The sequence below is a fragment of the Pedococcus sp. NPDC057267 genome (assembly GCF_042668795.1).
GTDB lineage: Bacteria > Actinomycetota > Actinomycetes > Actinomycetales > Dermatophilaceae > Pedococcus.
This window is the reverse complement of the sequence record NZ_JBHUYG010000043.1, coordinates 12,163-34,154: the sequence shown is the minus strand read 5'-3', so window position 1 is coordinate 34,154 and position 21,992 is coordinate 12,163. Positions and strand designations below refer to the sequence as shown.

The window sequence follows — 21,992 nt, the reverse complement described above, 5'->3', positions numbered from 1 at the left end:
ACATGAGGACCTCCGGTTTTGCGGTGACGGAACTAGACACCCATCACTTCGCCCGGAGGTCCTCCCTCATGTCAACAAGGTCCGTGGTCAATACAGCTAGGCGGGGCCGACCACCTGGATGGACTCCCCGGCATACTCCACGGTCTGGCCGGGGCGCACCTGGGTGCCGCGGCGCAGGCAGACGGCACCGTCGAGCAGAACCTCGCCGTTCTCGACCACCGCCCGCGCCATGGCGCCGTCCTCCACCACGCCGGCGAGCTTGAGCAGCTGGCCGAGCCGGATGGACTCGTCACAGATCGGGATCTCGAGCAGGCTCACGCCCCGAGTCTAGGAGCGTCAGCTGGCCGCGGGGGCCGCGTGTCCGGCGTAGTGCGCCTCGCGCTCGTCCTCGGTCATCGCGCCCCAGACGCCGTACGGCTCGCGCACCCGCAGCGCGTGCTCGCGGCACTGGGCCAGGACGGGGCAGCCGAGGCAGACCTGCTTGGCCTCGGAGTCCCGGGACCGGCGGGCCGGGCCGCGCTCGCCCTCGGGGTGGAAGAAGACGTCGGGGTTGCTCTGGCGGCAGGAGCCCTGCAGCTGCCAGTCCCACAGGTCGGCTACGGGTCCAGGTAGCCGTGACAACTCAGCCATGTCGACCTGCTCTCCCGCGGCACGCTGCCGCACGCTTCGGACGCTACCGCTAGGGGAGGGGCACCGGGCGGTCCGGAGGGTATGGACTTGTTCAAGGCGGCGCAGTTCCCCGGTGAGGTCCCGCATCGTGGACGGCCCGCCCGGGCAGCATGCGCGCACGAGGGGCGGTCGCGGCCGGTTTACGATTGGGCAATGAGCCTTGGTGTCGACGACCGCCTGCCCGACCTGACCGCTCACGAGGCCGCTGCGGCCCCCGCGACCGGCGCCGCGCCCGCCGAACCGGCCCACGACCCCTTCGCCAAGCTGGGCCTGACCTACGACGACGTCCTGCTGCTGCCGGGTCACTCCGACCTCGCGCCGTCGGACATCGACACGACCTCGCGTCTGACCCGCGAGATCTCCCTGAAGGTGCCGCTGGTCAGCGCCGCGATGGACACGGTCACCGAGTCACGGATGGCGATCGCGATGGCGCGCCAGGGTGGCCTCGGTGTGCTGCACCGCAACCTCTCGATCGAGGACCAGGCCTACCAGGTCGACCTCGTGAAGCGGACCCAGACCGGCATCATCTCCAACCCGGTCACCATCGGCCCGGACGCGACGCTGGAGGACCTCGACCGGATCTGCGGCGAGTACCGCGTCTCCGGCCTACCGGTCGTCGACGCCACGAACCGTCTGCTGGGCATCATCACCAACCGCGACCTGCGCTTCACGCCGGTCGCGGAGTGGGCGACCACCAAGGTCGACGAGGTGATGACCCCCATGCCGCTCATCACCGGGCCGGTGGGGATCTCCCGCGACGAGGCGACGCTGCTGCTGCGCAAGCACAAGCGCGAGCGGCTGCCGCTGGTCGACGACGAGGGTCGGCTGGCCGGTCTGATCACGGTCAAGGACTTCGTGAAGTCCGAGCAGTTCCCGAACGCGTCCTACGACGCCGACGGACGCCTGCTCGTCGGCGCCGCCATCGGCTACTTCGGTGACGCCTGGCAGCGTGCGACCACCCTCATCGAGGCCGGGGTCGACGTGCTGGTGGCAGACACCGCCCACGGCAACGTGCGGCTCCTGCTCGACATGGTCCAGCGGCTGAAGACCGACCCCGCCACGCGGCACGTGCAGGTGATCGGCGGGAACGTCGCCACCCGCGAGGGCGCCCAGGCGTTCGTCGACGCCGGTGCCGACGCCGTCAAGGTGGGCGTGGGTCCGGGCTCGATCTGCACCACCCGCATCGTGACGGGTGTGGGCGTCCCGCAGGTCACGGCGGTCTACGAGGCCTCGCTGGCGACCAAGCCGGCCGGCGTACCCCTCATCGCGGACGGCGGCATGAAGCACTCCGGCGAGATCGCCAAGGCCATCGTGGCCGGCGCCGACACGGTGATGCTGGGCTCGCTGCTCGCGGGGTGCGAGGAGTCCCCGGGGGAGCTGGTGTTCGTGAACGGCAAGCAGTACAAGGCCTACCGGGGCATGGGTTCGCTCGCCGCGATGTCGAGCCGCGGCAAGAAGTCCTACTCCAAGGACCGCTACTTCCAGGCCGAGGTCACCAGCGACGACCAGCTCGTGCCCGAGGGCATCGAGGGGCAGGTCGCCTACCGGGGCCCGCTCGCGGCGGTCTCGCACCAGCTCATCGGCGGCCTCCACCAGTCGATGTTCTACATCGGCGCCCGCACCATCCCCGAGCTGCAGCAGAAGGGCCGCTTCGTTCGGATCACCTCCGCCTCGCTCAAGGAGAGCCACCCGCACGACGTCCAGATGACCGTCGAGGCGCCGAACTACGGCGGTCGCTGACCCGCTGCCGGGCGTCCGGGCAGGCGGCGCGCAGGCGGGTGGCCGGCGTCCGTCAGGCGACCCGCACGGGCGTCCAGACGGTGTGGGAGGCCGCGTACGCCTTTGGGGTGATCCGCTGCCGGACCGCGCGACCGTACGCTTCCTGCACGGCCCGTCCCCCTCGGGTCGAGCAGGGGAGCACCATGGTTTCGTCGTCTCCACGCTGGTGCGTGGTACGGCGTCCCCAGGCGCCCCGTCGTCGGCACCCCTCACCCGGCGGCGGGGTGCCGTGCATCCCGCGCATTCGGCCCCGTGGGCCTCGGCCGATAGCCTTGCGCGGTGACTGAGATCGAGATCGGACGCGGCAAGCGCGGACGCCGGGCCTACTCCTTCGACGACATCGCCGTGGTGCCCTCGCGCCGCACGCGCGACCCCGAGGAGGTCTCGGTCGGCTGGCAGATCGACGCCTACCACTTCGACATCCCGGTCATCGCGGCGCCGATGGACTCGGTGATGTCGCCCGAGTCGGCGATCGCGCTCGGCCGCCTCGGCGGGCTGCCCGTCCTCGACCTCGAGGGGCTGTGGACCCGCTACGAGGACCCGACGCCGGTCCTGGCCGAGATCGCCACGCTCGACCCGGCCACCGCGACGGCCCGCATGCAGGAGCTGTACGCCCCGGAGATCCAGCCCGAGCTCATCGCCCAGCGCCTCCGTGAGGTCCGAGAGGCCGGCGTGACCGTGGCCGGGGCCCTGAGCCCGCAGCGCACCCAGCAGTTCTGGAAGACCGTCGTCGACGCCGGCGTCGACCTGTTCGTCATCCGCGGCACGACCGTCAGCGCGGAGCACGTGTCCGGCCGGGCCGAGCCGCTCAACCTCAAGCGGTTCATCTACGAGCTCGACGTGCCGGTCATCGTCGGCGGCGCGGCGTCGTACACCGCGGCCCTGCACCTCATGCGCACCGGCGCGGCCGGCGTGCTCGTCGGCTTCGGCGGCGGCGCCGCCCACACCACCCGCCGCACGCTCGGCATCCACGCGCCCATGGCCAGCGCCATCGCCGACGTCGCTGCGGCCCGCCGCGACTACCTCGACGAGTCCGGGGGCCGCTACGTCCACGTGATCGCCGACGGTGGCGTCGGCACGAGCGGCGACATCGTCAAGGCGATCGCCTGCGGCGCGGACGCCGTCATGCTCGGTGCGGCGCTCGCCCGCGCCACCGACGCGCCGGGTCGCGGCCTGCACTGGGGCCCGGAGGCCCACCACCAGGAGCTGCCGCGCGGCTCGCGGGTCGAGGTCGGGGCGGTCGCCTCGCTCGAGCAGATCCTCTTCGGGCCGGGTCGCGTCGCCGACGGCACGACCAACCTCGTGGGCGCGCTGCGCCGCGCGATGGCCACGACGGGGTACTCCGACGTCAAGGAGTTCCAGCGGGTCGAGGTCGTCGTCGCCCCCTACCAGCAGAGCTGACCGCCACGGTCGGGTTCCCCCACTTGTTGCCAGCAGATCGTCACCGCGCGGGCTGAGGGGCGGCTGCGTGACCACCACGTGGCAACACGTGGGGGTGGTGTGGGGCAGGTCGCCTAACTGACTACTGGTAAGGAAGGGGTAGCGGACCTAGGCTGACGCCATGGCTCCGGACCTCATCGCCGATCCCGAGACGGACCCCACCGCGACGTATGCCGTGGACCCGGGGCTCGTGCGCCGGCTCACCCGGCGCGTCGTGTGCGCCCCGCGGGCGGCCGAGCACCGCAGCGTCACGCCGCTGACCGGTGCGCCGCTCGCGACGCTCCCGCTCTCGACGCGCGAGGACGTCGCCGTGGCCGTCGACGCCGCGCGCGCCGCGCAGCGCGCCTGGGCCCGGACCCCGGTGGAGGTGCGCGAGCGCGTCTTCCTGCGCTACCACGACCTCGTGCTCGAGCGGCAGGTCCAGCTGCTCGACATCGTGCAGCTGGAGTCGGGCAAGACGCGCGCGCAGGCCTTCGAGGAGGTCGCGGACGTCGCGATCGTGGCGCGGCACTACGCCCGCTCGGCCGCGGCATACCTGCGGCCGCGGCGGCGGCCGGGGCTGTTCCCGGTGCTCACGCAGAGCACCGAGCACCACCACCCCCGCGGGGTGGTGGGCGTCGTCAGCCCGTGGAACTACCCGCTCAGCCTCGCCATCACCGACGCGATCCCCGCCCTCATGGCGGGCAACGCGGTCGTGCTGCGCCCCGACCTGCAGGCCTCGCTCACCGCGCTGCAGGCGGTGCAGCTGCTGACCGAGGCCGGCCTGCCCGAGTCGGTGCTGCAGGTGGTCCTCGGCGACGGGCCCACGGTCGGACAGGCGGTCGTCGACCTCACCGACTACGTCTGCTACACCGGGTCGACCGCGACCGGCCGCGCCGTGGCCGAGTCCGTCGCGAGCCGGCTCGTGGGGTACTCCCTCGAGCTCGGCGGCAAGAACTCGATGTACGTCGCCGACGACGCGGACCTCGACCGCGCCGTCGACGGGGCGGTGCGGGCGTGCTTCTCCTCGGGCGGCCAGCTGTGCATCTCGGTGGAGCGGCTGCTCGTGCACGACGCGGTGGCCGAGGAGTTCACCAGCCGGTTCGTCGCCGCGGTGAAGGCGATGCGCCTCGGTGCCGACCTCGCCTACGGGCCCGACATGGGGTCCCTGGTCTCCCAGGCCCAGCTCGACCGCGTGAGCGCGCACGTCGAGGACGCCCGGGCCAAGGGTGCGCGCGTGCTGGCCGGCGGCCGCGCCCGCCCGGACCTCGGCCCGTTCTTCTACGAGCCGACGGTGCTCGAGGGCGTCACCAGCGCCATGGACCTGCGTGACGGCGAGACGTTCGGACCGGTCGTGTCCATCTACCGGGTCGGCAGCGACGAGGAGGCGATCCGGCTCGCCAACGACACCGACTACGGCCTCAACGCCTCCGTCTGGTCGCGTGACGTGGCGCGGGGGAAGCGGGTCGCGACCGCCATCCACGCCGGCACCGTCAACGTCAACGAGGGGTATGCCGCGGCGTGGGGCAGCGTCGCCAGCCCGATGGGCGGGATGAAGCAGTCGGGCGTCGGCCGTCGGCACGGCGCCGAGGGCATCCTCAAGTACACCGAGTCCCAGAACGTGACGGTCCAGTACGGCCTGCCCATCGGCCCGGCCTTCGGCATGTCGCAGGAGACCTACGTCCGGGTGATGACCTCGGCGCTGCAGGTGCTCAAGGCGGTCGGTCGCCGGTGAGCGCGGAGGCGTTCGACCACGACGTGGTGGTCATCGGGTCGGGCTTCGGCGGCTCGGTGACGGCGCTGCGGCTGGCCGAGAAGGGCTACCGGGTGCACGTGCTGGAGTCGGGGCGCCGGTTCGCCGACGAGGACTTCGCCCGGACGTCGTGGGACCTGCGCCGGTACCTGTGGGCGCCGAGGCTCGGGTGCTTCGGCGTGCAGCGGGTGCACCGGCTGCCCGACGTCGTGGTGCTCGCGGGTGCGGGCGTCGGCGGCGGGTCGCTCAACTACGCGAACACGCTGTACGTGCCGCCGGCCGAGTTCTTCGCCGACCGGCAGTGGGCCGACATCACCGACTGGCAGGCCGAGCTCGGGCCGCACTACGAGACCGCGAGCCGGATGCTCGGGGTCGTCGAGAACCCGTGCGACGGGGTGGTCGAGCAGGTCATGCGCCTGGCGGCCCGTGACCTGGGCGTCGAGGACACCTACCGCAAGACGCCGACGGGTGTGTTCTACGGCATGCCCGGACGACGCGTGCCCGACCCCTACTTCGGCGGCGCCGGGCCGGACCGCACCGGCTGCACCCAGTGCGGCAACTGCATGGTCGGCTGCCGGGTCGGTGCGAAGAACACGCTGGTCAAGAACTACCTCGCGCTCGCGGAGTCGCTCGGCGCCACGATCGAGCCGATGCGCACCGTGGTGCGGGTCGAGCCGGGCCGCGGTGGCGGGTATGCCGTGACGCACGAGCGGACGGGCGCGTGGTCGCGGGGCACCCGGCAGACCGTGACCGCCGAGCAGGTCGTGTTCGCGGCCGGCACCTGGGGCACCCAGAAGCTGCTGCACCGCATGCGGGAGGAACGGGTGCTGCCGCGGCTGTCCGAGCGGCTGGGGCACCTCACCCGGACCAACTCCGAGGCGCTCAACGGCGTCATGACCGAGCGCGTGCCGCAGGACGCCGACCTGTCGCGGGGTGTGGCGATCACGTCGTCCTTCCACCCGACCGCCGACACGCACGTCGAGAACTGCCGCTACGGCCCCGGCTCGAACGCCATGGGCCTGCTCGCGACGATCCTCGTCCCGGGCGGCCGGCTGCCCCGGCCGGTGCAGTTCCTCGTCGAGGCGGTGAAGCACCCGGTCGTCTTCGTGCGGTCGTTCTCGGTGCGGCGCTGGAGCGAGCGCACCGTCATCGGGCTCGTCATGCAGTCCAAGGACAACTCGCTGCGCGTCAGCGGCCGCCGCGGCCTGCTCGGCGGGTGGGGCCTGACCTCGCGACAGGGACACGGGGAGCCGAACCCGACCTTCATCCCCGAGGGGCAGGAGGCGATGCGGGTGCTGGCCCGGCGGCTCGCCGAGGCGACGGGGCTGCGGGCGTTCGCCGGCAGCAGCCTGGGCGAGGTGGCCGACATCCCCCTGACGGCGCACTTCCTCGGTGGCGTGGCCATCGGCTCCAACCCGCAGCGGGGCGTGGTGGACGGGTACCAGCGGGTGTGGGGCTACCCCGACCTGCACGTGGTCGACGGGTCGGCCGTCTCCGCGAACCTCGGCGTCAACCCGTCGCTGACGATCACGGCCCAGGCCGAGCGCGCGATGTCGTTCTGGCCCGTCAAGGGCGGGGCCGACCCGCGGCCGGCGCAGGACGAGGGGTACGTGCGGGTCGAGCCGGTTCCCGCGCCGCGGCCGGCGGTCACGCGGTACGGCCCGGCGGCGCAGGACGCGTCGGCGCTGCCTGCGACCGACACGGCGCCCAGCTTCGGCGGCTGAGCGTCTGGGCGGCGGTCGGGGGCGCCCGCTCCAGCGGTGTGTGCCCCTGACACGGGTGGCGGCTGACGGGGCCCCCTGCCCCCCGCCAACCGCGATCGTGGGTGGTGTGACTGGAGACGAGCCGGGGGTGGGTCTCCAGCCACACCACCCAGACAACGACGGCTCTGTCACGGGGTTACGCGAGTCTCCGGAGAATCTTCGCGACCCGGCCGGAGGTGCCGCAGGACCGCCGGTGCGAGCACTGCGCGTTGCCCCGCGGGCTGGGGCACCGCACAGTGCCGCGAGCGGCCGACGTCGGCTCGGCTACCCGGCCGACGGGTGGCGCCCCGACGCGGGGCTGCCGCCGGCCACGGGCGAGGGCTCGTCGCGCCACGACGCCCAGAGGGCGGCATAGGGGCCATCCGCGGCCACCAGCTCGTGGTGCGTCCCGATCTCGCTCACGAGCCCGTCCTCCACCACGGCGACCCGGTCGGCGTCGTGCGCGGTGTGCAGCCGGTGGGCGATGGCGACGACCGTGCGGCCCTCGACCACGGCTGCCAGCGAGCGCTCGAGGTGCCGGGCAGCCCGCGGGTCGAGCAGCGAGGTCGCCTCGTCGAGCACCAGTGTGTGCGGGTCGGCGAGCACCAGCCGGGCGAGCGCGAGCTGCTGCGACTGCGCCTCGGTGAGCGCGTGCCCGCCGCTGCCGACCACCGTCTCCAGCCCCTCGGGCAGCCCCAGTGCCCACTCGTGCGCGTCGACGGCCCGCAGCGCCTCCTCGAGCTCCTGCGTGCCGGCACCGGGACGGGCGAGCAGCAGGTTGTCCGCGAGCGTCCCGACGAAGACGTGGTGCTCCTGAGTCACCAGCGCCACCTCGCCGCGCAGGTCGCCGAGGTCGAGGTCGACGAGCGGCACGCCACCGACGTCGATCCGTCCCTCGCGCGGTCCGTCGATGCCGGCCATGAGCCGCCCCAGCGTGGACTTCCCCGCACCTGAGGGCCCGACGACCGCGAGCCGCTCGCCCGGACGCAGGTCGAGCGAGACGCCGTGCAGCACGTCGTGGCCGGTGCGGTACGCGTACCGGACGTCGTCGACCTCGATCTCCGGCCCGTCGGGGCGCGCGCCGGTGGCCACCCGGTCCGGCGGCACCTCGCCGACGCCGATGACCCGGGCGAGCGACGTCGCCCCCACCTGGATCTCGTCGAGCCAGCCGAGCAGCTCGTCGAGCGGGCCGACCATCTGCTGGATGTACAGCGTCACCGCGGTCGCCACGCCTGCCGTGACGTGCCCGGTGATCGCCAGCCAGCCGCCCCACACGATCGCACCCGCGGTCGGCACGTTGTAGCCGAAGACGACGGCCGGGAACCAGCGCAGCCGCAGGCCGAGGGTGTACCGCTCTGCCCGGTAGCACTCGCGCAGGGCCTCCTGGAACCGGCTGCGGCGCACGCCGGCCAGCGACAGGGCGTCGATGGTGCGGGCGCCGTCGACGGTCTCGGCGACGACGCCGTTGAGCGCGGCATACGTCGCCCGCTCCCACAGGTAGCCGTCGCCGGCCCTGCGCAGGTAGCGGCGGGTCGAGATCCAGTAGAACGGCACGCCGAGCAGGATCGGCAGGGTCGCCAGCGGGGAGGTGAGCAGCGCAGCAACGACCGTCATCACGACGGTCATCGAGGCGACGAAGAGCGACGGCACCCCGAACCGCACGACGTGCGACAGCGCCTCGACGTCGTTGGTGGTGCGGGCGACGAGGTCGCCGGTACCGGCCCGCTCGACCGTCGACAGCGGGAGGTTGACCGCGCGCGCCACGAACTGCTCCCGCAGCTGGGCGAACACCGTCTCGCCCAGCAGGAACGCCGCCCGCCGGGCCGCCCACGTGAGCCCCGTCTGGACGACGACCGCGACGGCCAGCAGGATGCCGATCCGGTCGACGTCGCCGGTGCCGCCGCGCCCGCTGACGAGGTCGACGAGCCGACCCACCAGCCAGGGTGCGGCGAGGGCGGCGAGCGCAGCCAGCGCGTGCAGGGCCAGCACCTGGGCGACGAGGCCCCGGTGCTCGGACGCGAGCGCGCGGGTGTGCCGCCAGACGGCGGCGGTGTCGGCCACGGGCAGGGTGCGCCGGGCGTGGTCGGTCATCATGCCGGCTCCTCCTCCCTGATGACGATGTGCCGGTATGCCGGGTGCTCGGGGTCCGCGAGCAGCTCGCGGTGGGTGCCGTGGGCGGTGACGAGGCCGTCCTCGAGCAGGACGACCTCGTCGGCCTGGCCGAGCACGAGCGGGCTGACCGAGGTGACGACGGTGGTGCGGCCCCTGCGGTGCTCGGCGAGCCGCTCGGCGATGCGGGCCTCGGTGTGGGCGTCCACCGCGCTCGTCGGCTCGACCAGGACGAGGACGTCGGCGTCGGTCAGCAGCGCCCGGGCGAGGGCGAGCCGCTGTCGCTGGCCGCCGGAGTACGACCGGCCGCGCTCCTCGACGAGCCCGTCGAGCCCGTCGGGGACGGCGTCGAGCACGTCGAGCGCGCTGGCCGTCTCCAGGGCCCGGTGCACCTCCGCGTCCGCCACGGTCCCCGGAGCCGTCCCCGCGGACCTCCCCTCCCCGGTTCCGGCCGCCGCCGGCGAGGGCCGGCGGGCGGCCAGCAGCTCCTCGCGCAGCACGCCGGTGAACAGGCGCGGGTCGGGCTCGCTCACCACGACCGACTGCCGCACCTGCTCGATCGGCAGGTCGTCGAGTCGCACGCCGCCCCAGGTGGTCTGGTGCGGCCCGGGCCCGTGGCGGCCGAGACGCTCGGCGACCGCCGCCGACTCCTCGGGCCGCGCCGAGACGATCGCGGTGAGCCGGCCGCCGCGGACGACGGTGCCCGACAGCGGGTCGGCCAGGTCGGCTCCGGGGTCGGGCAGCTCCACGCGGGCGGCCTGGCCGGGCGCGTGGTCGGGCTCGACCGCCATGACGCGCAGCATCCGGCCGGCTGCGATGTGGGCCCGGATGCCGCGATCGATCACCTCGACCGCCGTCTGCAGCGGCATGGTGAGGAACGCGGTGTACCCGTAGAACGCCACGAGCTGACCCGGCGTGATCCGTCCCTCCACCGCCTGGCGGGCCCCGAGCCAGGTGACGAGCACGACGAACACGCCGGGCAGCAGCACCTGGGCGGAGTCGAGCGCCGCCTGGAGCCCGGCCACGCGGAACCCCGTCGCCCGCACCCGGGCCGACTGCGCCTCGTACCGCCGCAGGAAGGTCTGCTCCCCGCCGATCCCGCGCAGCACCCTCAGCCCGGCGACCGTGTCGGCGCCCAGCGTGGTGAGCCGTCCCGCCTCCTCGCGCTGGCGCGCCTGGCGACGCTGGAGCGGTCGCACGATGAGGGTGAGGCTGCCCAGCATGACCGGGCCGCCGAGCAGGACCAGCCAGCCCAGAGGGGGAGAGGCGGCGAGCAGGATCGCCCCGACGACGACGTAGCTGACGACGGCGCCGGAGAACCGGCCCATGACGTCGTAGAGCCCTCCGAGCCGCATCACGTCGTTGGCGAACACCGCGACCACCTCGCCCGACGGCAGCGTGCGGGTCAGCGCCGGCCCGGCGCGCTCGGCGCCGAGGGCACTGAGCTGGGCGCCGCGGTAGGACGCGTAGAGCCAGTTCTGGACCGCGAACCAGTGCCGTGCCGCGGCCATCGAGGCCGCCACCGCGCCCAGCCCGAGCAGGACGAGGGCCCACCGGACCAGGCCTGCGGGGCTGCCGGCCACGATGCCGTCGTCGACGCCCTTGCCCACGGCGGCAGGGATGAGCGCGATGGCGAGCATCCACACCGCGCCGGTGGCCATGCCGGCGACCTGGGTCGGCCACTGCTGGGCGGCGACCCACACGAGGAACCGGGCGGTGCTCCGGGTGTCCGGCCGGCCCGGGTCGGGGAAGGGGATCTCGCGCATCAGGGGCACCACGGTAGGTGCGGGCACGGACACGACGACACCGGTTTTCCGGCGGCCCACGGGCCGCGTGTCGGTGCGCACAGGGACGTCACGTAGCCTCGTCGCGTGCTGCGAACCGCCCTGAAGCCGCGCTGGCTCGGCCTGTTCGCGGTCGTCCTCGTCGTGGTCGCCGGCTGCATCCAGCTCGGCCTGTGGCAGCTCCACGTCGCCCAGGACAAGGGACTCGCCGATGCCCTGCGCAAGGCCCACGAGGCGCGTCCGGCCCTGCTCGACACCGTCGTCCGGCCGCACCAGCCGTTCCCGAACCCGCAGTCCGGGCGCAGCGTCACCGCCGTCGGGACGTATGCCGCGGACGGCCAGTTCCTCGTGGGCCCCCGCCGCCTCCAGGGCCGCACCGGCTACTGGGTGGTCACGCCGCTCGACGTCACCGAGAGCAGGGCGCGGATCGCCGTCGTGCGCGGGTTCGTCACGGACACCAGCAGGCCGGTCGAGCCGCCCACCGGGACGGTGTCGGTCGACGGCTCGCTCGCCCCGGGGGAGTCGCCCTCCGACCCGCCGCCGGGTGCACCCGCCTGGCCGGAGCCGGCGCGCGGCTCGGTGGACCTGGCGGTGCTCGTCAACGAGTGGCCCGGGGAGCTCTACAACGCCTTCGTCTTCGCCCAGACCGAGCGGACGGCGACCGGGTCCGGCATCCCCGCCCCGGCAGGGGTGCAGCGGGTGCCCCCGCCCGCGGTGGAGGGCGGCCTGAAGTGGCGCAACGCGGCATACGCCGTGCAGTGGTGGGTGTTCGCGGCGTTCGCCGTGTTCATGTGGTCCAGGATGGTGCGAGAGGATGCCCGACGTGACGACGACTGAGATCCGGGATGTGCAGGGCGCGCGGCGCGCGCTGGGCTGGTTCAAGGTGATGGCGATCCTCGCGGGCCTCGCGATGTTCGTGCTGATCACCGAGATGGTCCTCAAGTACGGCTTCGACAACGCGGCCCTGTCGTGGTGGAGCCCGGTGCACGGGCTGATCTTCATGGTGTTCGTGTTCACCGTGGCGAACCTCGGCTTCAAGGTCGGCTGGTCGTTCGGGCGGATGGCGGCGATCGTCGTGGGCGCGTGCGTCCCGCTGGTCGCGTTCTGGATCGAGCGACGGGTGGCGACGGAGGTCGAGCCGCGGCTGGCCGGTAGCCTTTCCCCGTGACCGACGCCGCAGCCAGTGACGTGACCCAGGCCCAGGACGACGACCGGGTGGAGGCGCCCGAGGGCGACCGCGTCGAGGTGCCCGCCACCCCGCTGCAGTCCCGGCCCGTGCTGGTCGTGGACTTCGGTGCGCAGTACGCCCAGCTCATCGCGCGGCGCGTCCGCGAGGCCGACATCTACAGCGAGGTCGTGCCGCACACCGCGTCCGTCGAGGAGCTCCTCGCCAAGGACCCGGCCGCGATCATCCTGTCCGGCGGCCCCGCGTCGGTGTATGCCGAGGGCGCGCCCGGTCTCGACCGCGCGGTCCTCGAGGCGGGGATCCCCGTCTTCGGCATGTGCTACGGGTTCCAGGCCATGGCGCAGGCACTCGGCGGCACGGTCGCCCACACCGGGCTCGGCGAGTACGGCGCGACGCCGGCACAGGTCTCCGACCCGTCCTCGACGCTGTTCAACGGCCAGCCCACCGACCAGTCGGTGTGGATGAGCCACGGCGACTCGGTGACCGAGGCACCCGAGGGCATGCGCGTGACCGCGTCCACCGCGGGCGCGCCCGTCGCCGCGTTCGAGGACGACGAGCGCCGGCTCTACGGCGTGCAGTGGCACCCCGAGGTCATGCACTCGACCTTCGGCCAGCGGGTGCTCGAGAACTTCCTCTACAAGGGCGCCGGCCTCTCCGGCGACTGGACCGCCGCGAACGTCGTCGACGAGCTCGTCGAGGCGATCCGCGAGAAGGTCGGCGGGTCGCGGGTGCTGTGCGCGCTCTCGGGCGGGGTCGACTCCTCCGTGGCGGCCGCGCTGGTGCAGAAGGCGGTCGGCGACCAGCTGACCTGCGTGTTCGTCGACCACGGGCTACTGCGGTCAGGGGAGGCGGAGCAGGTCGAGAAGGACTTCGTCGCCGCGACCGGTGTCGACCTGGTGGTCGTCGACGCCAGGGAGCGCTTCCTCGACGCGCTCGCCGGGGTGTCCGACCCCGAGGAGAAGCGCAAGATCATCGGCCGCGAGTTCATCCGCGTCTTCGAGCAGGCGGCACGCGACGTCGTCGGCAGCCGCGGGGACGACGAGCACCCGGTCGAGTTCCTCGTGCAGGGCACGCTGTACCCCGACGTCGTCGAGTCCGGCGGCGGCACCGGCGCAGCCAACATCAAGAGCCACCACAACGTGGGTGGCCTGCCCGACGACCTGCAGTTCAAGCTCGTCGAGCCGCTCCGCTCGCTGTTCAAGGACGAGGTCCGGCAGGTCGGGCTCGAGCTCGGCGTCCCCGAGGCGATCGTCTGGCGCCAGCCGTTCCCCGGCCCCGGCCTCGGCATCCGCATCGTCGGCGAGGTGACCGCCGAGCGCCTGGAGGTCCTGCGCGCGGCGGACGCGATCGCCCGGCACGAGCTCTCGGCAGCCGGCCTCGACCGCGACATCTGGCAGTGCCCGGTGGTGCTGCTGGCCGACGTGCGGTCGGTGGGGGTCCAGGGCGACGGCCGCACCTACGGCCACCCGGTCGTCCTGCGGCCGGTCTCGTCCGAGGACGCCATGACCGCGGACTGGACCCGCGTGCCGTACGACGTGCTCGCCAAGATCTCCACCCGCATCACCAACGAGGTCCGCGAGGTCAACCGCGTCGTCCTCGACGTCACCAGCAAGCCGCCGGGCACCATCGAGTGGGAGTGACCCGCTGGTGGGGCTGAGGGGCGACGCCCTGGCGGGCTTCGAGGACAGGGCGAGCCGCTGGATGATGCGGCACGTCCTCATCGGGCCGCCGCTGTCGCTCGCCACCCGTCTGAGCGTCGAGGGGCGGCGCCACGTCCCGCGCTCGGGCGCCCTCATCGTCGCCTCGAACCACCTGTCGTTCATCGACTCGATCGTCATCCCCCTGGCCTCCGGCCGGCAGGTGCACTTCCTCGGCAAGGCGGAGTACTTCCAGGGCCACGGGCTGCGCGGTGGCCTGGTCCGCTGGTTCCACGCGACGGCGGGGACGATCCCGGTCGACCGGTCCGACCCCCGGGCGGCGATGAAGTCGCTCGAGCTCGGCGAGGAGGTCCTGCGCGAGGGCGGCGCGTTCGGCGTCTACCCCGAGGGCACGCGCTCGCCCGACGGCCGGCTCCACAAGGGCCGCACCGGCGTGGCCCGGATGGCCATCGCGACCGGGGCGACCCTGCTGCCGTGCGCGGTCATCGGCACCGACAAGGTCCAGCCGGCCGGCTCCAACGGCTTCCACCCGGCCAAGGTCACCGTCCGGTTCGGGCCCCCGGTCGACGTCGAGGGGCTCTCGCGGCAGTACTCCAAGGGCGCCCTGCTCCGCGCCGTCACCGATGCGACCATGGACGCGATCGCCGAGCTGTCCGGTCAGGAACGCTCGGACCAGTACGCCTCTGACGTCAAGGCCGCCCTCGCCGCCGGACGCTGACCCCCGACCCGACAGGCAGGGTGAGGGTCAGGCGTGCTGGTCGGACTCCTGCTGCGGCGGCTGCACCGACCACTGCGGGGGTTCGTCGGTGCCCGCCCGCTCGTCGGCCTCGGCGTCGCGCGCTGTGGGGTGCACCCGCCCGGCGGCGTGGTGGACCGGCGCGTAGACGGCATACAGCCGCATCGGCTCGTCGCCGGTGTTGGTGATGTTGTGCCACGTGCCGGCCGGCACCATCACCGCCCATCCGTCCTCGACGTCGCGCTCGAAGTCGAGCCGGTCCCTGGCGGGGCCCATCTGGACGCGGCCGCGCCCCTGGTCCAGCCGCAGGAACTGGTCGGTGTCGGGGTGCGCCTCGAGGCCGATGTCCTCGCCGACGGGGATCGACATCAGCGTGAGCTGCAGGTAGGTGCCCGACCAGGCGACGGTCCGGTACGTGTCGTTCTCGACCGTGGCGGTCTCGAGGTCGAAGCTCTGCGGGGCGGGTCCGATGTCCTCCATGGACCCACGATGGCAGACCTCGCAGCCGGGCGCAGGGGGCCTGCACGGCCGGGCGCGGAGCGGGGACCTAGGCCCCTGCACCCCGACCGCGCCAGCACGGACGATGGAACCGTGGAAGGAGGTGTAGTGATGAGACTGACGATGAGAGACCTTGTGGCGACGGTGCTCGTGCTGGCCATCGGCATCCCCTACGTGGGGTACCTGGTCAACGGCGAGATGCCCTTCATCAAGGACCCCCGAGGGATGTCCGCACTAGGCCTGGTTCTGGGTGCTGCGGCATTCCTCACGTTCAGGGGTGCCAACGAGCACGACCGTGTCGGGACGACACAGGCAGTGGTGGCCGGGCTGGCGGCGGTGCTGGGGATCGTGACCCTGGTGCTGGCGGAGACGGCGGCCGCTGAGGTCCTGCTGGCCGTGTTCATGGGATCGATCCTGGTCGTGTGGGCGTTCGAGGTGGCCGACCACGCTGGTTGGATCCACGCGCACGCCGCTGCGCACAGCTGACCGACCACACCGCGGGTGGGGTGGCGACTCGTCACCCCACCCGTCCGCGTCAGGCGCCGCGCAGGGCGCCGGCGAAGGAGGCCGCCGGGCGCAGGGAGGGCAGCAGCGCGGCCTGGTAGGCGTGGTAGGCGTCGGGCTTGCCCTTCCACACGGTGGCCGCGGGCCGGTTGCGCTCGTCGAGCTCGTGCCGCCACGACCCGTGCTCGCGGTCGATGAAGCACGCCTCGGCGTGCGCCCACCACGCGGCGTACCAGTCGGCGTAGCCGGCCTCGCCGGTCTCGCGGGCGAGGACCCAGGCCGCGCCGATGCCCTCGGCCACCACCCAGTGCAGCCGCTGGCGCACGACGGGCACCCCGTCGAAGTCGGTCGTGTAGACGAACCCGTCGCAGTCGTCGGCGTGCCAGCCGTCGGCCACCGCGCGGTCGAACAGCCCCGCGGCGTCGTCGAGCAGCCAGTCCGGGGCGTCGTCGCCGAGGGCCGTGCGCAGGTGCAGGGTGAGGCGGGACCACTCCAGGAGGTGCCCGATCGTCACGCCGTAGGGGCGGAACGGGTCGGCCGGGGAGTCGCGGTTGTAGTCGGGCAGCGCCGTCCAGTCCGAGGTGAAGTGCTCGGGCAGCCGCCAGTCGGCGTCGCGCGCGAACCCGTGCACCACGCGCTCGACCACGCGGCTCGCCTGCCGCAGCGGCTCGATGCCGCCGGAGACCTCGTGGACGGCGAGCAGCGCCTCGACCGTGTGCATGTTGGCGTTGACGCCGCGGTAGTCCTCCAGGGTCGTCCAGCCGCGGTCCCACGCCTCGACGGCCATGCCCGCCTCGTCGTCCCAGAAGTGGTCGGCGAAGACGGCCCGCGCCTCGGCGAGCAGCGCGGCCCCGTCGGGGTGGCCGGCGGCCGTGGCGCTCGACGACGCGAGCAGCACGAACGCGTGGTCGTAGCAGGCCTTACGGGTCGAGACCGGCTCGCCGGTGGCGGTGTCGACCGCCGAGAACCAGCCGCCGTGCTCGGCGTCGCGCAGCACCTCACGCAGGGCCCGGACCCCGTGGTCGAGGACCGGCTCGGCGTCGCGGTTGCCGGCGAGGACCTCGAGGGCCGCGACGTGCGTCATCCGGCAGGTGATCCAGGCCTCGACCGGGCGGTCGAGCTCGGGGCGTCCGTCGTCGTCGAGCCACGCGAAACCGCCGGCCGGGTGCACGGAGCCACGGGCGAAGTCCCAGAGCCGCGCGCGTTCCGCGGCCAGCCAGCCTGCGTCGGGGGTGGAGGGTGAGGCGGTGGGCTCCGAGGGCATGGCTGAGATCGTATGCCGCCGTGCCCGGCGGCCCATGCGTACCCGCGCCGCGGTGCGGTGTCACCGGTGCGCCGTGTCGCTGGCTAGGGTTGACCCGTGCTGAGGACGACGGCGGCAGTGGTCGCGGGCAAGGCGGCGCGGGCGGCCTCGAGGCTGCGCGGCGGCGGGTCGGCGCTGCCCGGCCTGGTGGCGGAGCGGGTCGACCCCGGTTTCCTCGCCCAGGCGCTGCGGGACGTCCGTGGCGGGATCGTGGTCGTCAGCGGCACCAACGGCAAGACGACGACGACCAAGATGCTCGTGGCGGTGCTGCGCGCGCACGGGCGGACGGTCTTCACCAACCCGACCGGCTCCAACTTCACCCGCGGTGTCATCTCCTCGATGCTCGGCGAGCTGCCCCTGAGCGGCCGCCTCGCCGCCGACATGGCGGTGCTCGAGCTCGACGAGGCGCACGCGTTGCGGTTCGCCGCCACGGTCAAGCCGACCCACGCCCTGCTCCTCAACGTGGCCCGCGACCAGCTCGACCGGTTCGCCGAGATCGACCACACGGCCCAGCTGCTGGCGTCGCTGGCCGAGCAGACGACGACCGGCGTGGTGCTCAACATCGACGACTCGTTCATCGCCCGGATCCGCGACCGTGTGGCGGAGGGGGTGGGCGTGACGTGGTTCGGGGTCGACGCGTCCATCGCCGACCGGCTGCCCGAGCTGCAGGAGCAGGACGTCCGGTTCGAGGACGACTTCACCCCGCCGGTCGCCGGTCCCGACGACGGCCTGCTCAAGCCGGCCGACGAGCGGACCTTCTCGATCCTGTTCGGGGAGAACGGCTCCGCTGCCGTCGGGCCACTCGAGCTCCAGCAGCGCGGCCTTGCGGCGATGATCAACGCGACGGCCGCGACGACGGCTGCCCGGGCGCTGCTCGGCGACACGTTCGACCCGGCCGTGGCCGCCGACGCCCTGCGCGCGGTGACCCCGCCGTTCGGCCGCGGCGAGGTCGTCATGGTCGACGGCCAGCCGCTGGAGCTCGTGCTCGTGAAGAACCCGGCGGGCTTCACCGTCGCGCTGGGCACCTACGGCTCGACCCCCGTGGCGACCATGGTCGCGATCAACGACAACTACGCCGACGGCCGTGACGTGTCGTGGCTCTACGACGTGAGCTTCGAGAGCCTGCGCTCGCGGGGCGTCGCCCTCACGTCGGGCGTCCGCGCCTACGACATGGCGCTGCGCCTCCAGTACGACGACGTGCCCGTCGGCGCCGTCGAGGCCGACCTCGACCGGGCCCTGGACGCCTTCCTCGCGGCCCATCCGGACGAGCCCAAGCGGATCTTCTGCACGTACACGGCGATGATGGCGCTTCGGCGCACGCTTGCAGCCCGGTACGACCTGCCCGACATCGGCGAGGAGGCCTCATGAGCGACGGCGGCCCGGGGACGGACGGGCTCGGACCCATCCCCGACGGTGACGGCACGGCATACGCGAACGCCCACCCGGCGCCGGTCGACGTGGCCATTCCCGGGGAGCCGGCCGGCTCCGCCCGAGTGCCGGACGCGGGGCGCGAGGGCAAGGGCGTGATCCACGTCGTGCACCTGTACCCGCGCGAGATGAGCATCTACGGCGACCTCGGCAACACCCGCACCATCGCCGCCCGCATCCGCCGCCACGGCTACGTCCCCGTCGTGCACCAGCACCACCCGGGCGCGCCGTTCCCGGAGGAGGCGCACCTGCTGCTCGGCGGTGGCGGCCAGGACTCCGGCCAGGTCAGGGTTGAGGACGACCTCGAGCGGCTCGGCGACCGGCTGCGCGCGATGGCGTCCGACGGCGTGCCGATGCTGATGATCTGCGGCATGTACCAGCTGTTCGGCAACGCGTTCATCACCGTCGACGGCAAGCGGCTCCCCGGCCTGGGCATCCTCGACGTGACGACGCAGGGCAACGCCAAGCGGATGATCGGGCCGGTCGTGCTCGACACCGACTTCGGGCCGGTCGTCGGGTACGAGAACCACTCGGGCTCGACCACCCTGGGCGCGGGGCAGGCGGCGTTCGGCCGGGTCCGCTCCGGCATGGGCAACAACGGCACCGACGGCACGGAGGGCGCCCGCTCCGGCAACGTCATCGGCTCCTACCTGCACGGCCCGATCCTTCCCGCGAACCCCGCCCTCGCCGACGCGCTCATCGGGCTCGCGGCCGAGCGCGCCACCGGCCGCCCGTTCGAGCCGGTCCCGCAGGACGACGCGTATGCCGACGAGGCGCGCACCCGACAGGTGCGTCGGCTCGTGCGACGGTGACGGAACGCACCGGCGGGACGGCGTCCGGAACGGCCTCGCCTGGGACGGAAGTGCCGGGGACGGGGACGTCGGGGACGGGGACGTCGGCTGACCGTCCTGTGCCGGACCGGGTCCTCGACCTCTTCGCGGTGCCCGGAGACGTGCGCCCGGTGCCGGGCGGCCAGGGGCGCAGTGTCGTGGCCGGCGACCTGGTGCTGTCGCCCGGGCGTGACGCGCAGACCGCTGCGTGGCTCAACCCGGTGCTGGCCCCACTGGCGGTGCGGCTGGACCTCGAGCGCGTCCCGGGACGGGCAGCGGTGCGCATCGCCGTGCCGATCCCGGCGCGGGACGGCTCGTGGGTGGTCGACGGCTGGGGTGCGAGCCGGTACGAGCCGGACACCACCGCGTGCCACGACCCGGCCCTGCTCGCGGCGACCGGCAGGCTGCTGCACGCCCGTTTCGACGAGGCCGTGCGAGCGCGCCCGGCGGGTCTGGACGCGCGCGCGGACCGGTGGGCGGTGGCGGACCGGCTGGCGTGGGGCCACGCGGACGAGCTGGCCGCGGCGGCCGAGCGGTCCGGCTGGGCGCTGGTGCGCCGACTCGTCGGGGAGCGCGCCGACGCCGACCTCGGGCCGGACCAGCTGGTCCACGGCGACCTCGCCGGCAACGTGCTCCTCGACGCCTCGGGGACGCCGGTCGTGATCGACGTCGCGCCGTACTGGCGGCCCGCGCGGTGGGCGGAGGCCCTGTGCCTGCTCGACGCAGTGGCGTGGCACGGAGCGGACGTGTCGGTGCTCGAGCCGTGGTCGACGGGCGCCGACCGGCAGGCGCTGGTGCGGGCGGCCCTGTTCCGGCTGCTCGCCGACTGCCTGGACGGGCGCGGGGCTGGGGCGGCAGGCAGCGGTCGTGACAGGGACGGCACGGCGCAGGCTGTCGGTCGAGACGTCGAACGCGCCTACGGCCGGGCGCTCGCGCCTCTGCTCGGCTGATCCAGGAGCCGTTCGCTCCGAGCACTGCCGCGCGCCTCGTCTCGCCGACTGGATTTCGTTGTGCGTCAACGGAATTGGCTGTGGACATACCCGCCGAATCATTTCGAACAGGTGTACGATCATGGTATGCCGGTCAGCGACATCGCGGTGCAGCGGGACAGGACCCAGCGGGCCCTGTGGGACCGCACTGCCGCCGTGGCGGGGGCGTTGAACGCCGCACACGCTGAGCTGGTCGAGATCGCGGCGCAGCTGCTGGAGGGCCGGCACTGGGGAGACGGCGGCTTCCGGTCCGTCGAGCACTACCTGGTGGTGCGGGCGGGGTTGTCGCCGGCGCACGCCCGTGACGTGGCCGCGGTCGCGCGACGTCGGGCGGAGCTGACGGTGGTGGCGCGAGCGGTCGAGGCAGGGGAGCTGTCGCTGGACCAGGCGGCGGTGGTGGCGCACCACGTTCCGGCCGGGTACCAGCGGTCGGTGGGCGAGCTGGCCCGGCACATGACGGTGCCGCAGCTGCGCCGAGCGGTGTCCCGGCACGCGTTCGCCGATCCCGCGAGCGACCTGACCGGTGAGGCGCGTGGCGACGACCAGGATGCCGGGCGGCAGGAGCCGTCGACCGGGACCACCCAGCCGGGGGATAGTGAGGCGGCGCGACGGGCGTGCGCGCGGCCGGAGCTGTCGATGGGGTACGACCGCGACGGCCGGTTCCAGCTGCGGTACTCCGCCCCGGCCACGGTCGGCGCACTGGTGGAGCAGGCCCTGCGGGAGGCGAAGGAGGCCCTGTTCCTGCAGACCCGCGGCACCGCCGAACCAGGCGAGGAACGGCCGGCCACGACGCGTGGGCCGTCCCCGAGCCATGCGGATGCGTTCGAGCTGCTGGCCCACCGGTCCCTGGCCGCCGCCGGCAGGGACACCGCGGCCGAGGGCGGGACCGGCGGGTCGTCGCGGGCCGACCGGTACCGGGTCCACGTGCACCTGTCGACCGACGGCGCCTGGGTCAACGCCCGCGGCGCCCTGTCCCGCGGCCTGGTCGACCGGCTCCTGGAGAACGGGCTGGTGCAACCGGTGTGGGAGACCGACGGGTCGCCGGTGTCGGTGGGTCGCTCGATGCGGATCCTGCCCGACCGGGCCCGCCGCCTGGTCACCGACCGCGACCGCGGCTGTCGGTTCCCCGGCTGCACCGCCACCCGGTTCCTGGAGGTTCACCACCTCACCGCCTGGGCCGACGGCGGAGGCACCGACCTGGCCAACCAGGTCAGCCTCTGCCCGTTCCACCACGACGCCGTCACCCGCGGCGACATCACCATCACCGGCGACCCGGCCCGCCCCGACGGACTGACCGTCACCAACCGCCGCGGCCTGCGCCTGTCCGGACACCAAGACCCCCCGGCACAGCAGCGCCAGCACCCACCCGGATCACCTCCACCAGGACGGCACCGACAGCGAGTGCAGCTGTCCGGCGCAGCGGCCCTGAACCACCCGACGAGGACGACGGCATACCAACCACCCACCGGCGAACCCGCCCGCTGGGCCGACATCGAGATCACCCCCGACCACGGCATGCGACCTCGCGCGCCTGTGCCCTCCTGACCCGGCGCGTGCAGTTCGTGGGTGTGAGACAGCCGGCCGGGCGGTGGGCTTCGCGAGCCT

At 73.6% G+C, this 21,992-nt stretch carries 19 protein-coding genes; 13 read left to right on the top strand and 6 right to left on the bottom strand.

Features of this window, described 5'->3' with window-relative positions; genetic code table 11:
* Nucleotides 1–96: 96 nt before the first annotated feature.
* Together ACFUC1_RS11075 and ACFUC1_RS11070 are read right to left on the bottom strand one after the other, a co-directional pair.
* Nucleotides 97–318, bottom strand: coding sequence for an RNA-binding S4 domain-containing protein (locus tag ACFUC1_RS11075; RefSeq protein ID WP_379119618.1), 222 nt, complete (start codon nt 316–318; stop codon nt 97–99).
* A gap of 18 nt (nt 319–336) precedes the next feature.
* Nucleotides 337–630 carry a WhiB family transcriptional regulator gene (locus ACFUC1_RS11070; RefSeq protein WP_379119616.1) on the bottom strand — a complete coding sequence of 98 codons (294 nt, stop codon included), beginning with the start codon at nt 628–630 and terminating at the stop codon, nt 337–339.
* 192 nt (nt 631–822) lie between these two features.
* On the opposite strand from ACFUC1_RS11070, the gene guaB reads away from it, so the two are divergent.
* From guaB to ACFUC1_RS11050, 4 genes are all read left to right on the top strand, one after another.
* Entirely contained in the window at nt 823–2,409 is a 1,587-nt protein-coding gene (gene guaB / locus ACFUC1_RS11065; RefSeq protein WP_379119614.1) for an IMP dehydrogenase, read from the top strand.
* Between the two features lie 318 nt (nt 2,410–2,727).
* A complete protein-coding gene (locus tag ACFUC1_RS11060) occupies nt 2,728–3,849 on the top strand; it encodes a GuaB3 family IMP dehydrogenase-related protein (protein WP_379119612.1) in 1,122 nt (373 codons plus the stop codon).
* A 160-nt stretch (nt 3,850–4,009) separates the two neighbouring features.
* Nucleotides 4,010–5,602, top strand: coding sequence for a succinic semialdehyde dehydrogenase (locus tag ACFUC1_RS11055; RefSeq protein ID WP_379119610.1), 1,593 nt, complete (start codon nt 4,010–4,012; stop codon nt 5,600–5,602).
* The gene (locus ACFUC1_RS11050) at nt 5,599–7,344 is read left to right on the top strand and encodes an FAD-dependent oxidoreductase (RefSeq protein ID WP_379119609.1); all 1,746 of its coding nucleotides are present in this window, start codon (nt 5,599–5,601) and stop codon (nt 7,342–7,344) included. Before ACFUC1_RS11055 ends, ACFUC1_RS11050 begins: the two co-directional genes overlap by 4 nt.
* Before the next feature lie 303 nt (nt 7,345–7,647).
* Here ACFUC1_RS11050 and ACFUC1_RS11045 read toward each other — a convergent pair whose 3' ends face one another.
* Together ACFUC1_RS11045 and ACFUC1_RS11040 are read right to left on the bottom strand one after the other, a co-directional pair.
* Nucleotides 7,648–9,456 carry an ABC transporter ATP-binding protein gene (locus ACFUC1_RS11045; RefSeq protein WP_379119607.1) on the bottom strand — a complete coding sequence of 603 codons (1,809 nt, stop codon included), beginning with the start codon at nt 9,454–9,456 and terminating at the stop codon, nt 7,648–7,650.
* Nucleotides 9,453–11,237 carry an ABC transporter ATP-binding protein gene (locus tag ACFUC1_RS11040; RefSeq protein WP_379119605.1) on the bottom strand — a complete coding sequence of 595 codons (1,785 nt, stop codon included), beginning with the start codon at nt 11,235–11,237 and terminating at the stop codon, nt 9,453–9,455. Before ACFUC1_RS11040 ends, ACFUC1_RS11045 begins: the two co-directional genes overlap by 4 nt.
* A gap of 105 nt (nt 11,238–11,342) precedes the next feature.
* On the opposite strand from ACFUC1_RS11040, the gene ACFUC1_RS11035 reads away from it, so the two are divergent.
* The 4 genes from ACFUC1_RS11035 to ACFUC1_RS11020 all read left to right on the top strand — a co-directional run bounded on the left by ACFUC1_RS11035 (nt 11,343) and on the right by ACFUC1_RS11020 (nt 14,817).
* Complete coding sequence (locus ACFUC1_RS11035; RefSeq protein WP_379119603.1) at nt 11,343–12,092, top strand: SURF1 family protein; 750 nt, start codon at nt 11,343–11,345, stop codon at nt 12,090–12,092.
* Complete coding sequence (locus ACFUC1_RS11030) at nt 12,070–12,423, top strand: DUF3817 domain-containing protein (RefSeq protein WP_379119601.1); 354 nt, start codon at nt 12,070–12,072, stop codon at nt 12,421–12,423. The genes ACFUC1_RS11035 and ACFUC1_RS11030 overlap by 23 nt, the downstream gene beginning before the upstream one ends.
* Before the next feature lie 77 nt (nt 12,424–12,500).
* Nucleotides 12,501–14,081, top strand: coding sequence for a glutamine-hydrolyzing GMP synthase (guaA, locus tag ACFUC1_RS11025; protein ID WP_379119620.1), 1,581 nt, complete (start codon nt 12,501–12,503; stop codon nt 14,079–14,081).
* Between the two features lie 7 nt (nt 14,082–14,088).
* Nucleotides 14,089–14,817, top strand: coding sequence for a lysophospholipid acyltransferase family protein (locus ACFUC1_RS11020; protein ID WP_379119599.1), 729 nt, complete (start codon nt 14,089–14,091; stop codon nt 14,815–14,817).
* Nucleotides 14,818–14,844: 27 nt separating this feature from the next.
* Here ACFUC1_RS11020 and ACFUC1_RS11015 read toward each other — a convergent pair whose 3' ends face one another.
* The gene (locus tag ACFUC1_RS11015; RefSeq protein WP_379119597.1) at nt 14,845–15,315 is read right to left on the bottom strand and encodes a cupin domain-containing protein; all 471 of its coding nucleotides are present in this window, start codon (nt 15,313–15,315) and stop codon (nt 14,845–14,847) included.
* 141 nt (nt 15,316–15,456) lie between these two features.
* Between ACFUC1_RS11015 and ACFUC1_RS11010 the strand changes: the two genes are divergently transcribed.
* Entirely contained in the window at nt 15,457–15,819 is a 363-nt protein-coding gene (locus ACFUC1_RS11010) for a hypothetical protein (protein ID WP_379119595.1), read from the top strand.
* A 49-nt stretch (nt 15,820–15,868) separates the two neighbouring features.
* Here the strand turns inward: ACFUC1_RS11010 and ACFUC1_RS11005 are convergent, their stop codons facing one another.
* Nucleotides 15,869–17,101 (bottom strand): AGE family epimerase/isomerase, encoded by a 1,233-nt coding sequence (locus tag ACFUC1_RS11005; protein ID WP_379119593.1) that lies wholly within the window; start codon nt 17,099–17,101, stop codon nt 15,869–15,871.
* A gap of 96 nt (nt 17,102–17,197) precedes the next feature.
* Here ACFUC1_RS11005 and ACFUC1_RS11000 point away from each other — a divergent pair, with 96 nt between their 5' ends.
* The 4 genes from ACFUC1_RS11000 (at nt 17,198) to ACFUC1_RS10985 (ending at nt 21,932) form a co-directional block, all read left to right on the top strand.
* Nucleotides 17,198–18,508 carry a MurT ligase domain-containing protein gene (locus ACFUC1_RS11000; protein ID WP_379119591.1) on the top strand — a complete coding sequence of 437 codons (1,311 nt, stop codon included), beginning with the start codon at nt 17,198–17,200 and terminating at the stop codon, nt 18,506–18,508.
* Entirely contained in the window at nt 18,505–19,380 is an 876-nt protein-coding gene (locus ACFUC1_RS10995) for a type 1 glutamine amidotransferase (protein ID WP_379119589.1), read from the top strand. The genes ACFUC1_RS11000 and ACFUC1_RS10995 overlap by 4 nt, the downstream gene beginning before the upstream one ends.
* A 98-nt stretch (nt 19,381–19,478) precedes the next feature.
* Nucleotides 19,479–20,348 (top strand): aminoglycoside phosphotransferase, encoded by an 870-nt coding sequence (locus tag ACFUC1_RS10990; protein ID WP_379119587.1) that lies wholly within the window; start codon nt 19,479–19,481, stop codon nt 20,346–20,348.
* Between the two features lie 126 nt (nt 20,349–20,474).
* The gene (locus ACFUC1_RS10985) at nt 20,475–21,932 is read left to right on the top strand and encodes an HNH endonuclease (protein ID WP_379119585.1); all 1,458 of its coding nucleotides are present in this window, start codon (nt 20,475–20,477) and stop codon (nt 21,930–21,932) included.
* The last annotated feature ends 60 nt before the right edge of the window (nt 21,933–21,992 follow it).

Bases quoted from the DNA above. Each gene is read 5' to 3' on its own strand.
- ACFUC1_RS11070 (WP_379119616.1), bottom strand. From the start codon at position 630: ATGGCTGAGTTGTCACGGCTACCTGGACCCGTAGCCGACCTGTGGGAC.
- guaB (WP_379119614.1), top strand. From the start codon at position 823: ATGAGCCTTGGTGTCGACGACCGCCTGCCCGACCTGACCGCTCACGAG.
- ACFUC1_RS11055 (WP_379119610.1), top strand. From the start codon at position 4,010: ATGGCTCCGGACCTCATCGCCGATCCCGAGACGGACCCCACCGCGACG.
- ACFUC1_RS11045 (WP_379119607.1), bottom strand. From the start codon at position 9,456: ATGATGACCGACCACGCCCGGCGCACCCTGCCCGTGGCCGACACCGCC.
- ACFUC1_RS11040 (WP_379119605.1), bottom strand. From the start codon at position 11,237: ATGCGCGAGATCCCCTTCCCCGACCCGGGCCGGCCGGACACCCGGAGC.
- ACFUC1_RS11030 (WP_379119601.1), top strand. From the start codon at position 12,070: ATGCCCGACGTGACGACGACTGAGATCCGGGATGTGCAGGGCGCGCGG.
- ACFUC1_RS11015 (WP_379119597.1), bottom strand. From the start codon at position 15,315: ATGGAGGACATCGGACCCGCCCCGCAGAGCTTCGACCTCGAGACCGCC.
- ACFUC1_RS11010 (WP_379119595.1), top strand. From the start codon at position 15,457: ATGAGAGACCTTGTGGCGACGGTGCTCGTGCTGGCCATCGGCATCCCC.
- ACFUC1_RS11005 (WP_379119593.1), bottom strand. From the start codon at position 17,101: ATGCCCTCGGAGCCCACCGCCTCACCCTCCACCCCCGACGCAGGCTGG.
- ACFUC1_RS10995 (WP_379119589.1), top strand. From the start codon at position 18,505: ATGAGCGACGGCGGCCCGGGGACGGACGGGCTCGGACCCATCCCCGAC.
- ACFUC1_RS10985 (WP_379119585.1), top strand. From the start codon at position 20,475: ATGCCGGTCAGCGACATCGCGGTGCAGCGGGACAGGACCCAGCGGGCC.